Below are 16894 nucleotides of genomic sequence, written 5' to 3' on the forward strand. Positions count from 1 at the left end.
AGGGGAGAACAACCCATGGCCGCGGCAAATCCACGTGTGGGCGCATATCAGCAGGTAGACATCGAGACCGCTTCCCAGGGCAAACTGATCGTCATGCTGTTCAACGGCGCCATCAAACGCGCCGAAGAGGCCAGACGCCAGCTCGAAAAACGAAACATCCCCGAAGCGCACCGGAACCTCATTCGCGCCCAGGAGATCCTGGGGGAATTGCGCGGCGCGCTCAACATGAAAGCCGGAGAGATCGCGGAAAACCTCGACCGCATTTACGAATACCTGCAGCACCTGCTTATCACGGCCAACATACGCAAAGATGTCGCGCCCATTGACCAGTGCATAGGCTTTCTCACCTCGATCCGGGACACTTGGCGTGAGGTCTTCGACATGGTCGCCCGCGACCAGGCCACGGCCGCGGCGCCGGCCATCAACACGCACGGCAACACCGTGCTGAACGTGCAAGGGTAACCGCCACCCCGCCTACGCCCAGACAATCAGCGCCGTCTCGTGTTTTTCCGCCAAGTCGGAGTGGTTGGGAATGGCCCGGACGGTGAAGCCTTGTTGTCCTGTCTTCTCGCAGACAACCGCGCCTTCAAAACGGTACACATCCTTGCCTGCCGGTCCCGTGCAGGCCATCTCCACGGCGCGCCCGAGGGTTACTTGACCCTCCGGGTCGAGGTCGCCGTAGTAGATTTCCACGGTCACGTCGTCGGGAGTCAACCCTTCGAGCACGACCTCGGCGCTGACCGGAAGCTGCGCTCCGCACGGCAACCTGTCGCGGTCGCCGCACTGCACGTTCCGGACAGCCACCTTGGGCCAATGCTTGTGCATGAGTTGTTTCCAGGCCGCGAGAGTCCGGGCGCGCAGCCGATTGTCTTGCTTGAACTCGCTGCGCCGGGTCGAACAGGGCAGGTAAAAGCGATCGGTATACTCCTGCACCATGCGATGCGTGTTGAAGACGGGGGAGATGGTGCGAATGGCGGCTTTCATGCGCGCGATCCACTCGCGCGGCAGCCCGTCGCGGCCACGGTCGTAGAAGGTCGGCACCACTTCCTGTTCGAGGATTTCGTACAGAGCCTGCGACTCCACGTTGTCCTGTTCCTCGATGGTGTCGTAGGTCTCGCCCAGTCCTATGTTCCATCCGTTCACGCCGGGGATCGCCGCTTCACACCACCAGCCATCGGGCACGGAGATGTTCAGCGCGCCGTTGGCCGCGGCTTTCATGCCACTGGTGCCGCTTGCCTCCATGGGCCGGCGCGGCGTGTTCAGCCAGCAGTCCACCCCCTGCACGAGATACCGCGCCACGTTGATGTCATAGTTCTCAATAAAGACGAAGTGCATTCGGATATCCGGGTCCCGGGCGAAGTGGACGAGGTCGCGGATCAGGTGCTTCGCCTGGTGGTCGGCCGGGTGCGCCTTGCCCGCAATAATAAACTGGACGGGCGTGTCGGCGTGCAGCAGAATCCGGCGCAGACGCTCGGCGTCGCGCAATATGAGCGTAGCGCGTTTGTACGTGGCAAACCGGCGCGCGAAACCGATGGTCAGCGATTCCGGGTCGAGCACCTCCATGGCCAGCCTCAGTTCGGTGCTGGGCGCGCCACGGTTGGTAAGCTGGGTGTGCAGCCGGCGCCGCGCAAACGTGACGAGCCGCTCACGGCGGCGCTCGTGCGTGCGCCACAGTTCCGTATCGGGCACTTCGTCGATATGCTCCCAAATGGACTGGTCATCGGGGCTGTTGATCCAGCCCGGCCCGAGGTAACGGTCGTACAGGTCGGCCAGGTCGCGCGAGATCCAGAACCGGGTGTGGATGCCATTGGTGATGTGCGTAATGGGGATTTCGTTTTCCGGTATGCCCTTCCACGTGTTGCGCCACATGTTTCGCGCCACTTCGCCGTGCAGCCGGCTGACGCCGTTCGCGCCCGCGGAGAGCTTGATGGCGAGCACGGTCATGCAGAAGGGCTCGCGCTTGTCGGCCGGGTTCTGCCGGCCCAGCGCCAGCAGCTGGTCCGTGGTGATGCCGACCTCTTCGCAGTACTTGGAAAAATAGTATTCGACCATTTGCGGGTCGAACATGTCGTTGCCCGCGGGCACGGGCGTATGCGTGGTGAAGAAACTGCCGGCCTTGATGGTCTCGAGCGCTTCGTGAAACTGCTGTCCCTCGAACTGCACGAGTTCCTTGATGCGCTGCAGCGTCATGAACGCCGAATGCCCTTCGTTCATGTGGAAGCACGTGGGGCGGTGGCCCAGCTTGTGCAGCGCCATCACGCCGCCCATGCCCAGCATGATCTCCTGGCGGATGCGCGTGTCGCGGTCGCCGCCGTACAACTCGCCCGTGATGCGCCGGTCTTCCGGCGTGTTCTCTTCGTAGTCCGTATCCAGCAGATAGAGCGGCACGCGCCCGACGTGACACTGCCAGACCCGCCCCTTCACGGTGCGCCCCGGATACGGAACTTCGACGTGCAGCGGCGCGCCGTCCGCGTCGTAGACCAGCTCGATCGGCATGTTGTAGAAATCGTTGCGCGGGTATTCTTCCTGCTGCCAGCCGTCGGCATTCAGGTACTGGCGGAAGTAACCGGACCGGTAAAGCAACCCAATGGCGACAAGGGGAATGCCAAGGTCGCTGGACGCCTTGAGATGGTCCCCAGCGAGCACGCCCAAGCCGCCCGAATAGACTGTCAGGCACTCGTGAATGCCGTATTCGGCGGAGAAATAGGCGATTTCGAATCCTTCCGGCGCGGCGGGGTGCTTTTCTGCCCAGCGGCTGCCCCGCATATAGTCCTCGAGTTTTCGCACGACACGATCGAAATGCGCGAGGAAGGATTCGTCCCGAACAAGCTCTTCGAAGCGGATTTGACTGACCTCGCCAAGCATGCGTTTCGGGTTCTGATGCATCGCCACCCACATCTTGTGGCGGTCGATGCGCAGAAACAATTCAATGGCGTCCGGGTCCCAGCACCACCACATGTTGTTCGCGATATCCGCCAGTTTCGCGACGCGATCGGGCAGCTTCGGGACCACCGTGTACCGCATTACCGTGGCCATAGGGCTCGTTCTCCTCGAGGCGTCCGTCCCCCCGGGACGCGGCACGCCCATGCTGTGCGCGCGTAAGATACCACCGCGTTCTGAGTCAGACAAGAACCGCCGCGCACCGGGTTTCTATCTCGCTCAGATGAAGTAACGGGCGACGGCATTCTTCACGCGCCGCCAGAGGGCGGCCAGCGGTCCGCGAGCATGCATGCGGCCATTCTGCGCGGCCGTGCGATAGGCCGCGCCGTGCCGCAGCACCCCCACGACCGCCGAGAACTCCGCCGAATTGATGGGGCCCGGCAGGCCAGGAATTCCCTCGGGCAATCCCATGCGCGCGGGCACTTGAAACACCGCTTCCGCCAATGCCGCCTGATTGCGGATCGTGCTGGCGCCGCCGGTGAGCACCATGCCCCGGACCAGGTGCTTCATGAGGCCGCGGGACTGCAGATGCTGCCGGACCTTGGTCATGAGTTCTCTCGAGCGCTCGAAGATAATCATGTCGAGTTCGTTGCGTTCGACGATGGACGGCGCTCCATGAACCGCGCTTTTCAATTTGAGCGGCGATCGCGGTTCCTCCAGCGTGATACTGGAACGCCCCCTGTCCTCGGCGCCTTCATCGTCATCGTAGCGGCGGACCAGCGTCTCAGACACGCCGTACTCTAGGATCAGGTCCTGCGCTTCCTCAAACGAGACCTGAAGGCCGGCGGCCACGTCCCGCGTGATATGGTAGCCGCCCCACTCGAAGCAGGAAGCGCCCAGGATACGGTAATCGCGGTAGACGGCAACGCCGGTCGTGCTGCGGCCCATGTCCATCACGCCCACGCCAAGCTCCATGTCTTCCATGGTCAGGCAACCCAGCGCCGAGGCCAGCGGCAGAAATACCACGTCTTCGAGTTCGCGGTTGAGCGATTCGATGCACGTGGCAAGGTTTTCCTCGATCGCGGCCGGCATCCGCGCAAAATGCACGCGCGCCTTAAGCACGCCGCCCCGGATGCCAATGGGATCGATGACGCGCAACTCGTCGACGTACCATTCCTGCGAAGTAATGGAACTGACCACGTGCCGGCCCGGCGACAGGATATCGCGCGAGGCGATGTCCAGCGCCTCTTCCATGTGGCGGTACTCGACCACTTCTTTTTCGAGCTTGACGTTGCCCTCCCGGATGAATGTCTCGACGTTGCGTCCGTTCACGCCGCAAAATAGCGACATCGTCTTGACGCGAGACTCCTTCTCCGCACGCCCGAGGGCCTGTTTCAACGCGATCTGAGCCGCGTTAAGGTCTTGAATCACGCCTTGGGATACACACCCCTTGCCGGGCGCCGTGCCGTGGCCCAATACGTGGAGCGAACCGTCGTAGTCGCGCCGCGCTATCAGCACCCGTACGTCGCGGGAACCGAAGTCTACCGCGCCGATTATCTCGCCCCGTTTGCTCACCCTCTTACACGACCTCCCAAACGTGGACGGGTCAGGCCCGCCTTCCTGTAGTCTCAGAACAACTCATCGCGTGGTTCCGCCGGAACGGGCCCCACGGGCGCGCCGCCCATAACCACGCGAATGCTCTCAATGGTTTGCGCGATCTGGCTGACCGCTTGCTTCCGCTGCTCCAACGCCACCAGCGCGCTCTGCAGGTCGGAATCGTGTTCCGTGCGCTCCTTGCGCAGACGCGAAACGCGATTGCGGCTCTCTTCGAGCGTTTCGTGCGCGGCCTGCGCCGTGTCGTTCAGATGTTCAATTTCCGTCTGGATCCGGCTTTCATGCGCAAGCGCTTCTTCCTGCTCGTCGCGCACGGCGGCAAGGCGCTCGACCTCGGCCTGGCGGCGCTCTTCGAGCTTGCGGATCTCCTCGTCAATCCCCTCGATCACCCCCTGTATCGCGGCCACTTGTTCATGCAGGCGCGATAGCTGCGCGCGGCACTCGCCCAATTCGCGTTCCCGTCCCGTCACCCGCTCCTCGGCGGCCGTTACCTCCTGCTCCTCCTGACGAACGGCCTCCTCCGCCTCGGCAATGGACGTCTCGTTCTGCGTCAGCAACGCTTCCGCGCGGCCCACTTGCTCCTCGACGCGCTGGGCTTCCAGCCGGGCCATGTTGATCGCCAATTCGAGCGCGAGCAATTTCGCATCGGCCACGTTGCCGCTGCTGATGGCTTGGCGCGTGTGCTGCAACAACGTTTCGGCCGCCGCCGCCCCGGTCCGCGGCGCCGCTGGCGCCGCCACGGGGATGGCAGCCGGCTTCGCCACGGGGTGCGCGGGGGACCCCAACGGAGGCGGGCCTTCTTCGACGGCAGTCTCCGCGCTCGCCACAATGGCCGCGGGCTCCTCGAAGGGCGTCACTTCTTCCGGAGACTCCGCGAGCGACAGGAGGTCGGCCTCCTCGACGATTTCTTCTTCTATCTCCTCCCCATCACCTTCTTCCCGCGTCTCTCCGGCTGGCTCGAACACGCCGGTGTCCTCGAGAACCGGCTCTTCTTCGCCGGGCTCTGGCTCTTCCTGCGTTTCTTCCGTTTCCTCTTCCTCTTCTTCTTGTTCTTCTTCGAGCAAGTCGCCCAAGGCTGGCAGATTGCCCGAATCTTCGGCTGATGCGGGGGTCAGGCCGGGCTCGACAAAAGCCGGGGCCATGACGGGGTCGGCCGCCGGCGCGTTCGCAACGGCCTCAGCTTCTTCTTCGTCCTCCGCATTGGAGTCCGTCAATTCAAACAAGGAACCCTGCTCCTCAGGCTCCTGCGCGGCCACGGCCGGGGCCGCCCCCCTCATTTCGACCGCCGTTTCTATTTCCTCTTCTGCGTCGCCGTCGTCCTCGACCAGGGAAATCCCCAAGTGCTGCATGTCCTCGACGGCGCGCCGAAACCGTTCCCGCCATTTCTGCATCACGCCCGAACGCACATTGTCGACAATCAAGTCGCCCACCATCAGGCACAGGATCTCATAGCTGTCCTGCAGGAAGGAGACGCATTGCTGCGCCCTCTCCACCCGCTCATAGGAATGCAACACGCGCGCCGTGTCCGTCAACGCCTGCGTGACGTCATTCCACCCTTGCGTCATGGACAACTCGATGCCCGCGATGATCTGGTTCATGCACTCGTCGCACCACTGGGACTGCAGCGCGCCGCTTTCCGCACGAGACACCTGGCGCTGAAACCGGCCCAGCGCCGTGAGCAAGCGGTGGGTGGGGTCCCCCATCGAAGCGGGCGCCGGTTCACCAATAACGCCCTCGCCCACGTCTGCATCGTTGTCGAGCAGCGCACTGCGTTCTTCTGATGCGACCCCGCTCGATTCCCCGCCGTATTCGCTGCCAAACAGACGACGGCCTGCAAGCCAGCCACGATTTCGCTTTGCAAATCGCACCGTGAGTACTCCTCCGTGCGGTTTATTGTATCATAGGCGGCGTTGCGGGGCAATACATGTTGTGGTGCATAACGTCAAACACCTCAAGGGGTTGTTATGCGGGAAACAGGCCCGAAAGGCACTGTCCGCCTGCCCCTGGAATCCCAAGCGACAGATTGGCGTTTCTTCTTCATGGACCGAAACGGGCGCGGGCACCCATCAGCGAGGAGAATGAACTCATGCCAAGGCCGCCTGTCTTGCCGGCAATTGACTGGAGACTTGTGTTTGAATCGGGCGCGCCGTTTGACAAATGGATCGCCGCGGGCGAATCAGCGGAGAACCGGGCCACCATGCGGGAGCGGGAAGCAGCCCAGGTGCTTGAACCACACGCGGCGGCCCTGCTCGGCGCGCTCGCGCGGCCCGTGCATGTCGTGGCCATCGCGGAGGACTGGTGCGGCGACGTGGTGCGGCATGTTCCGGTGCTCGAACGCATGGCGCGCGCAACGGACCAATTGCGCGTGCACTACATTGCGCGCGGGCAACACAAGGAGGTCTTCGCTCGATTCCTGACCAACGGCGGCGAGGCGATCCCTAAATTCATCTTTCTGAATGACCGCTTTGTCGAGTGCGGCAATTGGGGGCCGATGCCCAACGCATGCCGCGAAGTGATCGCCCGCGGAAAAGCCTGCGGCGACGTCGCGACGGCGCGCAAGAAAGTCGGCGCACTCTACGAGGCCGATCCCGAGCGGCGCGTGGTGATGCGCGAACTGTTGCAGCTTATTGATACCGCATCCGCCAGCGCGCCTTGAGGCGGCCAGACGAATGCTCTTACTTGCCCTTCTGTTCGAGTAGCCGGTTCCGAACCGTCAGGTAACCTTCCATGTCGTCCAGCCGCAACAACACCAGCGCGGCGATGCCGAGTCCGTTCATGTTCGGCATGAGCGGGCGGGCGTTTGGCGACGGACGGCCCGTTCCCTCGAAACGCAGCGTGTGCGTGCCGGCCTTCAGGTCGTGGGTGTCGAGTGAAATCCAGCATGGGTCGTATTGACCCTGCACGAAGTCCCGCGCTCCGCCCAAGGGCTTTGCGTCGAGATAAGGCTGATAGACGCCGCACGGAATACCGTACAGAAAGACGCCGCTGATTTGATAGCGCCCGTCCTGTTCAATTTGAACGTCAAACTCGATCTTAGCGTCGGACACACTGGGCAGATAAGCCAGAAACGGGTCCATGGGCAGGACGAGGAACGGCGGGTCCGCGCGATAGGTCAAATCCGAGCCTTTGATGACGCGATATGGCGGGATGCGTTGCGCGGCGGGCGGCAGCGGTTCTTCGATGCGGGCCGGCGGGTACTGGTACCAGAACGCCACCGAACTGAGCCAGTCCGCGCGCTCCTCGAAATTGCCCAGTTCCAGTTCGGTGAGACTGGCGCGGTCGTTGAAAACGCTGCCGCGATGCTCGATCACGACGCGCAGCGATTCCTGGAACGGAACGGGGTCGAGAATGTGCCAACGGTACGCGGTGACGCGGTCACCCGTGAGCACACCTTCGTAAATCGGCACGCCGAAATAGGGGGCGCAGAATTCGCGAAAGCCCCATGCGTCATTGAAATAGTCTTCCGTGCCCGTGCCGCGCAGTTGCGGCGTGTCCGCTCCATCGATGTAGAAGAAGTCGTCGCCCTCGCCGAACCAGCCTGATTCCATCTGCTGGACCGAATAGACCGTCCCGGCGTAATGGCCGCGGCCCGTCGTTTCCAGCAGGGTGTAATTGCCGGGTTGTGCCGGGAATTCCTGGCGATAGCGCGCGTGGAAATAGGCCGTGTCTTCGGGCAGGCTGTCGAGCTTTTGCCAATCCACATAATAATAGAACGAATCCACTTCCTGCGTCTCGGAATCATTGGTGACGGCGATCTTGATGGAATCGTGGAAGGGCATCCGCCAGTAACAGGACCGGCTGCGTCCGTAGGAAGTCACCGTAACCGGCGCGGAATTCAGGTTGCGCCACGCGGCGTGCCCGATGCCGAAAAAATCGCCCAGCGGCGTCTGCACGCTCGGCTGTTCGCTTCCATCGTAGTAAACGCGCAGCGACAGCGAGCGGCCGTGGAAGATGTCGTAGCTCGCAATGGTGTGCCAGATATGCGTGACCATGCCGGGGCCTTTTTCGTCCAGGAGCACGAGCGTTTCGCCCGCGCCGATGCCGCGCGCGTCCCCGTTGCGCGTGACATCCTCATGCGAACTGCTCGACCGCCGCGCTTCGAACTGTTGCTGGCGCGTTAGCGCATCGAGCGCGCTTGCATCCGGACTCGCAGCGGCAATCCCGCTGACGCCCGCCGCCACCAAGAACAGAATGATGAGACGATAGCTACGCATGTTCAGACTCCCCGCATTGCCTCGCGACTGCTTGCCATATATCCCGGCGGCCCGGGGGTCCGCGCCGCGTCAAATCAGCTTTTCGAGTTCCTCCACGCATTCGCGGAAGTGCGTCATGGCCGCGGCGACGGCATCGGGTTTTTCGAGGTCGACGCCCGCGGCGCGCAACTGGTCGAGCGGATAGGCCGAGCCGCCGCTCGCCAGAAATTCGAGATAGCGGTCGCGTTCCCGCGCGCCGCCGTGCAGCACGGCGCGGGACAGCGCGATGGCGGCGGACAGGCCGGTGGCGTACTTGTATACGTAGAATCCGCTGTAGAAATGGGGAATGCGCAACCCCTCCAATTCCAGCGCGGGATCGAGCGCGAAATCAGGGCCGAAATACGCCCGCAATAGCTTGCCATATTCCTCGCGCAGGCGCTCGACGGTCAGCGGCTCGCCGGCCTCGGCGGCAGCGTGCAGTATCTTCTCATATTCCGCGAACATGGTCTGGCGCACAATGGTGCCGCGCAACTCGTCGATCTCGCGGCTGACCAGCCGCGCACGCATCTTCCGGTCCCGCGCCTTTTCAAGAAGATGATGACTGAGCAATTGCTCATTGAAGGTCGAGGCAACTTCGGCGACGAAGATGCTGTAATGCGAATCCTGATACGGCTGCCGTTTCCGGCTGTAGTACGAGTGCATCGAGTGCCCCGCTTCGTGCGCGAGCGTGAACATGCTGTCCAGCACGTCTTCCTTGTAGTTCATCATGATGTACGGTGGTGAATCGTAGGTCCCGTACGAGAACGCACCGCTGCGCTTGTTGCGGTTCTCGTAGCGGTCTACCCAGCGCCCCGTCAACAGACCTTCTCGGAGCGTCTTGAGATAGTCCGGCCCGAGCGGCCCGAGTGCGGCGCAGATATGGTCCACCGCGACTGCGTACGAAATGCGCGTCTTGCCCGCCCTTACGAGCGGCGCGTAGGTGTCGTACATGTGTATGTCCGGCAGCCGGAACACGCGGCGGCGCAGTTCGAGATAGCGGTACAACGTCTCGAGGTTCGCGCGCACCGCCGCAATCAGGCTCTCATACACGGCAGCAGGCACCTTGTCGTCGAAGAGCGCGGCCTCCAGCGCGGAGGGATAGTTCCGCACGCGCGCGTGGTAGACGTCCTGCAATACCGAACCGCTCAAGGTTGCCGCGAGCGTGTTCTTGTGCGCGTCATACTGGGCGTAGAACAGGTCAAACGCCCTCTTGCGGACCGGCCGTTTCGGCGATTCGAGCAGGCTGCGGAATGTCCCCTGCGTCAGCTCCACGCGCACGCCCTTTTCGTTCGTTACGAAGCCGAACTTGAGGTCCGCGTCGTTCAGCTGGCCAAAGACCTTGCCGGGCGTGCCCGCCACTTCGCCCTGCATAGCCAGTACGCGCTCTTCCTTCTCCGAAAGAATGTGCGGCCGGTAGCGCAGCAGTCTCTCCAACTGGAACCGGAAAGGTTTCAGTACGGGGCTCTTGAGAAACACCTCCATCTTCTTCTTCGGGATGGCCCGGATTTCCGGCGCGATGAAGCTGGCCGCCTCCCCCGCTTTCGTGGCCAGGTACGTGTACCGCGCGAGCATGCCCTGATACCGGTCGACGGTAACGTCCTCGGTCGACTTCAGGTACGCGTAGACGCCAAGGTTCTCCGCAAGCCGGTTAAACGCCACTTCGAATTCGCAGCAATCGCGCAGCATCTTCGCCGAGCGGCCCAGTCTGCCGCGGAACTTTGCGAACGCGGGCACCATATCCGCGAGCCGTTCATAACCCTTTCCCCATGCCGCGTCCGACCGGAAAAGCCTCGTCAGGTCCCACGTGTCCTCCAGGTGCAACTCTTTGCGCTCGGGAATGCGTTTCGTCTTGGCCATGCAGCGGGTATCCTTCCGTTGTTGCGGGAGAATTGTAACGAACGCGCGCCATTCATGCACGCGGCGCGTTACGCGCCGCGAATACTATGCCCGCGCGCGGAGCAGGTCCACGAACGGGCCGTAGACGGCCTCGGGGCTGTACCGGGCCTTTGCGAAAGCGCGTGCGCGCGCTTCGAGTTCGCGCCGCGCTGCCGAATCCGTCAACATGCGGATAAGCGGCGCAGCCATGCCATTCGCCGTTTCGGCGCAGAGCACCGGCAATTCCTCCGGCGCGCCAAGACCCTGCAGGCCCGCCGGGGTGCAGACGAGACAGCGGCCGTGCGTCAGCGCCTCGACGGATTTGATCTTCAACCCCGTGCCGTAGGGTACGGGATTGATCACCGCGGCCGCGCGCGCATACAGCGGCGCAATATCCGCGACGACACCTTCGACGCGCACGCCTCGCGTCCCTCGCGGCACGGCCTCGCCCACCCGCCCGGCGACCACCAGCCTCGCATCGGGAACCGCCTCGATCACATGCGGCCACGCTTGCTCCAGGAAGGCGAGCAGGCCGCGCACGTTGGGGTCGTACAGATTGCCCACGCATAATACCTCGCGCGACGCGTCCGGGCTTGGCGCGTATTCCGGCATGGCCTGCGCGTGCTGCACGAGCAACACGGAGACCCCGGGACACATCGCCCGCAGTTCGTCCGCTTCTTCTGCCTGAATGGCAAGAAGGAGGTCCGCGCGCCGCAGTTCGCGCGCTTCCTCCTCGCGCCCACATGCGATATGCGACAGGTCGCCGCCCGCCGCACGCGCCACCGCCGAGCGCTTGTGCTGCACGTCGATCGTGTCGAGCACGCGCAAAACCCCCGGCGGCGCGTGGTCCAAGGCGCGCGCCAATCCGGCGTATACGGCGATCACGGCCAATGGCGGCTCGGCATACGCCGCCTGTCCCGTCAGGAGTTCGAGGCTGGGCCGCCGGTTCTCTTCAAGCCATGTCGCGAGACGCGACCCGGGCGGCGCCACGCCGGACCAGAGCCGGCGCGACGCAGCGTCGCGCAGACGCTCCATGCGGCGGCGGACGCGCGTGCGAAGGGAGACCGCGGCCATGCCGTTGTCTGCCACGCCTTGCGGCGGCTGCCAGAGCCGGTCCACGCGCCGCGCGATCGCGGCGTCGTACTCGCCGTGATTGCCCGTAATGAGGTCAACGCGCAAACCTCGGCTGCGCAGGAAATCGATCAGCGCCCACACGCGCGCCGCGCCGCCGCCCCGGACCGGCATCAGCCCGCCAGGATGCACAATCAGCACCGTGGGGGAACCCGCGGCGCTCATGATTGACGCTCCCGCGCTTCTTCGATCAACGCGAAGGTCATCTCGATCATGGCGGCTTCCGTGAAGGCCTGCACCCGTTCGCGCGCAGCCGCGGCCATCTCCTGCATGGCCCCGGGGCGGCGCAACGCGTCGATTACGGCGTCGCGCAGGCTCGCGATGTCGTCCACGGCGCACAGCAGGCCGTGCCGTTCGTGCTCGATGATCTCGGGAATGCCGCTGGCGCGCGTCGCGACAATCGGCAGGCCTGCGGCCATCGACTCCAGCAGCGAAAACGGCTGGCCCTCATGGCGCGAGGGATGCACAAAGAGATCACAAGCGGCGAGCAGGTCCGGGATGTCGCCGCGCACGCCCAGGAAGCGCACATACTCCTCGACGCGATAGGCCGCGGCCATTTCCCGGAGCCGCTTCTCCCACGGGCCATCTCCGGCCCAGATGAAGCGCACATCCGGGAACGTCGCGGCAATATGCGCAACCGCGGGAATCAGCACATCGTAACCTTTCTGCCCCGCAAGACGGCCCACGGTCAGCAGCAGTCGCGTTTCCGCCGGAAAGCCGAGTTCCTCGCGCACGCGCTGGCGCGCCTTCGCGCGCTCGGCTTCCGCGTGCTTGAAACGATCCAGGTTCACGCCGTTCGGCACGACATGAATGCCCGACGCCCCGACGCCGAACAGCCGGCACAAAAGGTCGCGGTTGTGCTCCGATACGGCGACGCAGCGCAGCCTGCGGCGCAGTAGCATCCGGTACAGACTCCGCCGCAACGGGCCGTAAACGATGTCGTCGCGGACCAGTTGGTAGACGGCCACCACGGGTGTTTTCGTGACCGCGCAGGCGAGCAGCGGCCCGAAACCGAACTGCGCGCCGGGCAGTTCGAGCAGGACCGCGCCAGGCTTGAAGCGCCGCAGATAGCGCAGCGTGCGTGTGATGCGCTTGCGCGGTTTTGCTTGGCCGCGCTTGTTGCCCAGTTCGCAGATTTCAAGCGGGTGATAGTGCGCGCCGAGCGAGCGGAAATCACGCACGAGCGAATCGGTTGTGTGCCGGTAAGGGAAGCCCGCGGTCACCTCCCAACCCCGTGCGCGCGCAGCACGGGCAATGGTAAGCGTGTAGTCCTCCGCGCCGCCTCGGACCGGCGACGGAAATGCAATCAGCAGGCGCTTTGCGTCAGCCGGAGCCGCGGGGGAAGAGATTCCCGGGCGTGGTTCGGTAGCATGAGCAAGATGCCTGTCCTCCTCCCGGCACGGAACTCCCGCCGGTGCAAGAGTCTGAGCCGTGTCCTCACGGAAGAGCCCGATGCCCTCGAACGGCCGCGACGGCTCGAGCGGACGGTCCGCGGGCCGGCGCGGCCCGGGCATGGCCAGCGCACGGTCCAGCACTTCCGAAAAACGCGCGACGTAACTCTCCATGGAATAAAGACGCGCGGTCTCGTGCGCGGCGCGGCCCATCACCGCGATGCGTTCCGGCTGCTGCGCCAGCGCGGCAATCACGTCGGCCATGACGTCCATCTCACCGATGGGCACGAGCATCCCGTTCGCGTTCTCCTCGATGACGCCCGCGACACCGCTTTCCGTGCGCGTGATGACCGGGACCGTGCCGCAAGCCATGGATTCAAGCATGCTGTTGCTCGTGCCCTCGAAATCGGAGGTCTGAATGAAGATGTCGTGTTCCGCCCAGACCCGCGGCATCGCCTCGGGCGGAACGCGGTCGAGCAGGCGCACGCGCCCGCCGTGCGGGACCTGCTCCAGCGCCGTTCGCAGTTCCGCAAGCTGCCTGCCCGCGCCGATGATGTCGAAAACGAAATCAACGCGCCGTTCCAGGAGTTTTTCGGCGAGAGGCACAAAATCCATCACGCGTTTCTGCTGCTGCACGATGCGGCCGCCGTACACGAGGCGGATGGGGCGCGCGGACCACACGCGCTCGAGGCGTTCCGGGACCCACACGCCCGTGGGCAGCACCGTGATGTCGCCCGCACGGTGCGGCAGCCGCTCACCGAGGCGCCGGCCGCACTCGGGGCTCACCGCGACGAACTGCGCAATGACGGGGTCAAACCACGCCAGGGGCGCATAGTATTCTTCCTCGCTATCGGCGCGGCAGAAGCCGATGGTCCGCAATTCCGCGCCGGTTTCCGCGAGTTCAGCGGCGATCGGGAAGATATCCCAGACGAAATTCGGCACGACGACAGCCGGGGCGCGGTCCGCGCATACCGCGCGCACCGCGGCGTCCGAAGGCGCGGCGACGTCAAAGCGCCCGATGTTGTTGCCGGTGACGCGGCAGTTCACAAGCAGGATTTCGTAACGGGGATGCACGGCAAAGGCATCGCGCAAACGGAACCCCCACGAGACGACGCCCGACGCGAAATCGCCGAGGGCAATCAATACGGGGATGCGCCGTTGCGCGTTCATCGCGTCACGCCGGGAACAGCGCTGCGTAATCGCATCGCTCGAAGACGTCGAGAGCGGTGTGGGCGCTCGCATTGTAAACACGGCGGCCCGCGCGCACGAACGTGTCGCGGGCGAGGGCGTAGGCCTGTTCCTGGCGCTCGACGTCCGGCACCCCGATCTGGTCGCCGACTTTGTAGTACTGGTGGCTGAAATGCAGGCCGCGGATCAGGTCGATGTTCTCTTCCGTGATCGTGATCTTGCCCGGCGGGAAGCGCTTCGGCAGATCGCCGTAGTCGTGGTCGAGCCCGATGACGTAGACCGGGTCGCAGCCGAGATGATAGGCGAGTTGCAGCATGATGTGCGTAACCGTCGAGCCGAGATGCACGATCCCGGCGAAATCGGTCGAGAACTGAGGATATAGTTCGGTCCAGTAATACTTGCCGCCGCGATAACGGGGCGCGTGGAAGAAGATCGTGTCCTGATCGGCGCGGAAGCAGTAGGCGTTGTAGATTGCGGCGAGCTTTTTCGGCCCTTTTACCGCCGCGATGTCCTTGCGGCGCAGCTCGATCTGCTCGATGTCCTCGAAGACGAGATACGTGGTCGTAAATCCCCACTCTGGGTAGAGCTGATAAATGCCGTTGCAGCCGATGGTGATTTCCTTGCGCAATTTCGAGAGGTCCAGCTGCTTGAGGCTCGGACCGTTCGCCAGCACGAAACAGCGCTTGCCCTTGTACCGGTCGCGCATGACGGCCAGCCGCTGCTGATAGCCTGGGACCATCGCCAGTTTGGGCCGCCAGCCGCCCCATGTGACGCCGATGCGGTCATAGAACCGGCGGCGCGCCCTGAGCAGGCGCCAATAGCCTACCGGCTTTTCCCACCAGGGGATTTGTGGAGTCCAGGCAATCATCCAGCGCGTATCACCACGATCGTCTCACGCCCCGCAATCTCCTGAAGATAATGCCACACGGTCCCGCGGCCGGACAAGACCGCTTGGGACTGCGAGAGCTTGCTCTCGTCTTCACCGCGCGCGGCTTGCCGCACGCCCGTCTTCTTCCGGGCGGCAAGCTGCCCGGAACAGGAGCGGGAGCAAGCTCCCCCGCTCCAAAGGGACATCATTTCCGCGTGGGCCCGCCCATCACGGGTTCCGCGGATGTGCCGTTGCCGGTCAAGTGCGATACGTGCAGGTCCGCAACGTCGTCGCAGACAAATGCCGGCCGCGCGTCGGGCGTCATGGTGGTCACCGCAATATCGTTGAATGCCAAGCCGCGCGCGTGGCGGCAGTAGAAACCGTAGGCAGGCAGCACCCCGAACATCTTGTATTCGGGATATTCCGCTTCCTGTTTGGGCGGCACGCGCGCGGCGTCTTCCGCCGTGCCGCCACCCGCGAAATCGAGGCGCACGTCGCTGATGCTGACGTTCTCGACGGGATGGCCCGGCAGACCCGCGATGGCGCAGCCGGTCTGGTCCGCGCCGGTCGCGCGGATGTGGCTGATGCTCACGTTGCGCAGCGCGCCGACGCCGGGTTTCTCGCCGCCGTCGATGAAGGGCCGCGCCCGGTTGCCGAGCCGGATGAAAATGGGGCAGCCGACGTTCTGCATGGCGAGATTGGACACGACCACGCCGTCCATGACGCCGCCGTCCACGATCTCGAGGGCCAAGCCCGAGAGGCGCGTGTCGTATATCGCGCAATTGCTAATCGCGATGTTCTGGAAGCCGCCGTTGGATTCCGTGCCCATCTTGAGCGCGTTGCAGGCCGTGCTCAGCACGCAGTTCGTCACCACGACATTGCGGCAGGGCTGCGCGGACGTGCTCTTCAGCACGATCGCGTCGTCGCCGCTGCTGATGTCGCAGTTGCTGATGACCACGTTCGCGCTGCTGTCGATGTCGAGACCGTCGTTGTTCTTGTTGCAGCGGCTGCGGATGACCACGCCGGAGACGCGCACGCCCTCGCAGGCCAGGAAGTGCACGGTCCACATGGCGCCGTCGCGCAGTCCAACGTCTTCGAGCGCCACGTCGCGGCAGGAGACAAACCGCAGCATGTAGGGCCGTTTCTTGTACTCGCCGGAAAACGCCGCGCCCTGCCCGTCGATCACGCCCCCGCCTGTGACGGCCACGCCTTCCTGATCCTCCGCGAAAAGCAGCGCGCGGTCCGTGTACCGGTCCGTGTAGGAGCGGTAGGCCACCGTGCGCGCGGGGTAGTCGTCGAGATTCGTGCTGCCAAGCAGCGTTACGCCGCTTTCGAGATGCAGCGTCACGCCGCTTTTCAAGAAGACCGTGCCGGTGAGGTAGCGCCCCGGCGGCACGCGCACCACGCCGCCACCCGCCGCCGCGCAGGCGTCGATTGCGGCCTGAATGGCGGGTGTATCGAGCGTCGCGCCGTCCGCGACGGCCCCGAAGGCGCGGACATCGTAGCCGCACGGCCCCGTTTCCGCCGCAAAGGCCGGCGACACCGCCAGACAAAGGCAGATACCGAGTTTCAGCATCATTTTGTTGTGCATCGTCATGCCCTTTCCCGCTTTGCGGCCTACCATTCCAGTCTTTTCCGGCGCATGTCAAGCGTAGTTCGCGCGCTATGCCGCCGCCAAGGGGCGTCGCTTTCGCCGGAGATGGCCCTGCGCATCG

At 64.2% G+C, this 16894-nt stretch carries 11 protein-coding genes; 2 read left to right on the forward strand and 9 right to left on the reverse strand.

Annotated features, from left to right (window positions below; all coding sequences use genetic code 11):
• The first annotated feature begins 15 nt into the window (after positions 1–15).
• On the forward strand, positions 16–462 hold the full coding sequence (gene fliS, locus KA184_02630; protein MBP8128449.1) for a flagellar export chaperone FliS: 447 nt from the start codon (positions 16–18) through the stop codon (positions 460–462).
• Between the two features lie 12 nt (positions 463–474).
• Here fliS and glgP read toward each other — a convergent pair whose 3' ends face one another.
• The 3 genes from glgP to KA184_02645 form a co-directional block, all read right to left on the reverse strand.
• A complete protein-coding gene (gene glgP / locus KA184_02635) occupies positions 475–3036 on the reverse strand; it encodes an alpha-glucan family phosphorylase (GenBank protein MBP8128450.1) in 2562 nt (853 codons plus the stop codon).
• 123 nt (positions 3037–3159) lie between these two features.
• Positions 3160–4455: a cell division protein FtsA gene (gene ftsA / locus KA184_02640; protein MBP8128451.1), complete on the reverse strand. Its 1296-nt coding sequence runs from the start codon at positions 4453–4455 to the stop codon at positions 3160–3162.
• 53 nt (positions 4456–4508) lie between these two features.
• Positions 4509–6362 carry a hypothetical protein gene (locus KA184_02645; GenBank protein ID MBP8128452.1) on the reverse strand — a complete coding sequence of 618 codons (1854 nt, stop codon included), beginning with the start codon at positions 6360–6362 and terminating at the stop codon, positions 4509–4511.
• Positions 6363–6580: 218 nt separating this feature from the next.
• Between KA184_02645 and KA184_02650 the strand changes: the two genes are divergently transcribed.
• Complete coding sequence (locus tag KA184_02650; GenBank protein ID MBP8128453.1) at positions 6581–7150, forward strand: thioredoxin family protein; 570 nt, start codon at positions 6581–6583, stop codon at positions 7148–7150.
• Positions 7151–7169: 19 nt separating this feature from the next.
• Here the strand turns inward: KA184_02650 and KA184_02655 are convergent, their stop codons facing one another.
• The 6 genes from KA184_02655 to KA184_02680 all read right to left on the reverse strand — a co-directional run bounded on the left by KA184_02655 (position 7170) and on the right by KA184_02680 (position 16803).
• Positions 7170–8708: a DUF2961 domain-containing protein gene (locus KA184_02655; protein MBP8128454.1), complete on the reverse strand. Its 1539-nt coding sequence runs from the start codon at positions 8706–8708 to the stop codon at positions 7170–7172.
• A gap of 69 nt (positions 8709–8777) precedes the next feature.
• On the reverse strand, positions 8778–10583 hold the full coding sequence (gene pepF, locus KA184_02660) for an oligoendopeptidase F (protein ID MBP8128455.1): 1806 nt from the start codon (positions 10581–10583) through the stop codon (positions 8778–8780).
• Between the two features lie 84 nt (positions 10584–10667).
• Entirely contained in the window at positions 10668–11897 is a 1230-nt protein-coding gene (locus KA184_02665) for a glycosyltransferase (GenBank protein ID MBP8128456.1), read from the reverse strand.
• Complete coding sequence (locus KA184_02670) at positions 11894–14293, reverse strand: glycosyltransferase family 4 protein (GenBank protein ID MBP8128457.1); 2400 nt, start codon at positions 14291–14293, stop codon at positions 11894–11896. Before KA184_02670 ends, KA184_02665 begins: the two co-directional genes overlap by 4 nt.
• Positions 14294–14297: 4 nt before the next feature.
• Positions 14298–15179, reverse strand: coding sequence for a DUF115 domain-containing protein (locus KA184_02675; GenBank protein ID MBP8128458.1), 882 nt, complete (start codon positions 15177–15179; stop codon positions 14298–14300).
• A 205-nt stretch (positions 15180–15384) separates the two neighbouring features.
• The gene (locus KA184_02680; protein MBP8128459.1) at positions 15385–16803 is read right to left on the reverse strand and encodes a glycoside hydrolase family 28 protein; all 1419 of its coding nucleotides are present in this window, start codon (positions 16801–16803) and stop codon (positions 15385–15387) included.
• Between the last annotated feature and the right edge of the window lie 91 nt (positions 16804–16894).

It is taken from the genome of Candidatus Hydrogenedentota bacterium, from assembly GCA_018005585.1.
Classification (GTDB): Bacteria; Hydrogenedentota; Hydrogenedentia; order Hydrogenedentales; family JAGMZX01; genus JAGMZX01.